Origin of the sequence: Allobosea massiliensis, from assembly GCF_042655245.1 — a bacterium.
GTDB classification, from domain to species: Bacteria; Pseudomonadota; Alphaproteobacteria; order Rhizobiales; family Beijerinckiaceae; genus Allobosea; species Allobosea massiliensis.
Genome location: NZ_JBHSLU010000130.1, coordinates 1 through 1,545 on the forward strand (window position 1 = coordinate 1; position 1,545 = coordinate 1,545).

At 58.8% G+C, this 1,545-nt stretch carries 3 protein-coding genes; 1 reads left to right on the top strand and 2 read right to left on the bottom strand.

The genetic code is table 11. The features are described from left to right. Positions 1-418: 418 nt before the first annotated feature. Complete coding sequence (locus ACFPN9_RS27665) at positions 419-775, top strand: MerR family transcriptional regulator (RefSeq protein ID WP_377817937.1); 357 nt, start codon at positions 419-421, stop codon at positions 773-775. Positions 776-865: 90 nt separating this feature from the next. On the opposite strand, the gene ACFPN9_RS27670 is transcribed toward ACFPN9_RS27665, so the two are convergent. Together ACFPN9_RS27670 and ACFPN9_RS27675 are read right to left on the bottom strand one after the other, a co-directional pair. Beyond that, positions 866-1,021: a hypothetical protein gene (locus ACFPN9_RS27670; protein ID WP_377817938.1), complete on the bottom strand. Its 156-nt coding sequence runs from the start codon at positions 1,019-1,021 to the stop codon at positions 866-868. 63 nt (positions 1,022-1,084) lie between these two features. Beyond that, positions 1,085-1,339, bottom strand: a complete 255-nt coding sequence (locus tag ACFPN9_RS27675; protein ID WP_377817939.1) for a hypothetical protein — start codon at positions 1,337-1,339, stop codon at positions 1,085-1,087. Between the last annotated feature and the right edge of the window lie 206 nt (positions 1,340-1,545).

Sequence of the window (1,545 nt, forward strand, 5' to 3'; positions counted from 1 at the left end):
GGGGATCTCTCGGTTCAGGGTTGGCGTTCACAACCCAAACCTAACCGGCAATCGCCGGTGACCACCGTCAGCTACACCACGCTATGGGACACGACCCTCGATTTAAGCGTAAGCTCTGAAATCGTCATATGTCCAAGCCCCTCTCGGCTCGGAACATCAACGTTCCAGTCCCCGCGCGAAAGGTGAGGCCGGGACGACGCTTACGCTGAAGGCGGTGTTCTAAGTCGACGTAATCGCGGAAAGCTGAAGGATTAGTTGCGCTTCACAGACAACCTTCGCTGCGGAGTATCGATATTAAATTGTAGCAATTTACGCGGATATTTAGTGAATTGCTGCGCCAGCAACCGGGGGCGGATGGGGGTCCGGGCGGATGCACCGACCGATTGCTGTCCTACCGCCTTGGCGGTACCGCTAGCGGATGAAAACTTACTCGATTCGAGAGATTGCCGACGAGTTTGGCATTTCGCTGCGGACCGTCAGATTTTATGAGCAGCGAGGCCTCTTGGAGCCATCGCGAGGCGCGAAATATCCCACAGCGCCTCGAATCTACAGCGAAAGCGACCGAGTTCGCCTGGCAGAAATCATCAAGCTGACCAAAATGGGTTTCTCTTTAGCGGAGATTGCGCGCGGCAACATCACCGACGAGCAATACCGAGAGCAGCTCACGTTGTGTCGAGATCGGCTCGCGGAGCTTGAGACGGCCATTGGCCTGATTGAAGCCCGGCTCTCTCAGTCTGCTGAAGCGGAACGACCCGCGCAACCTCGTGGCCAGTGACCTGCCGTGACGCGTTTCACGGTCGGCAGCGATGACTGAACCTAATCGCTGCAATTGGACGAGTTGGCACTGGTTCTGGCTGCGGACGCCTCAGCCGAAGATCAGCCGCCAGACGCCGTAGGCGAGGACGCCAGTCCAGGTTGCCTGCAGAACCGCAAGTGTGACAGCAAGCCCAAACTCGACCGCCCTTGGCGAGAGCTGCGCCCGATTACCGGGATGGTTGGTTCCGAGATCGATTTGCGTCATCTTGGGTCGTCTCCACCGTTGTCAGCGAGTGTGACGCAAGGCGCGGACCAGCCACCTTCGGCATCAGAATGCGCGAATCTGCTCCTCGAACTCTTCGGGGACGAGGCCATGCCGTGCCAACACATCCAGTGCGCTGACCTCGCCCGTCTCATCATCCGCAGTGACATGGATGACCGCCAACCCTTCTGCCGTTCTTCCAAGGCGCTCGCCGTCACGCAGGGCATGATGCTTTGTTTTCGCCGGCAAACGCTGCCCCGGTACGAGCCGCTTCCGGTGGGTCTTGAAGGGCTGGATGAAGAACGTATCGATGGTGGCCACGGCTTGACTCCCCCTGCATTGATGTTCTCATTACGTTCTCATCTTCGAGGACGCAATGGCACGGCCCGACCCTTTTCCCGTGGTTATCGACGAAGCAGCTCGCCAAGCTGTGCACGGCGGTGAGAAAACCATCCAGTGGAGCGCCTGCGTTTGTGCCGGCGCGGGCGGCGTAAAAGTCGGCCATTGGATAGGCTGACCCCTTTCGG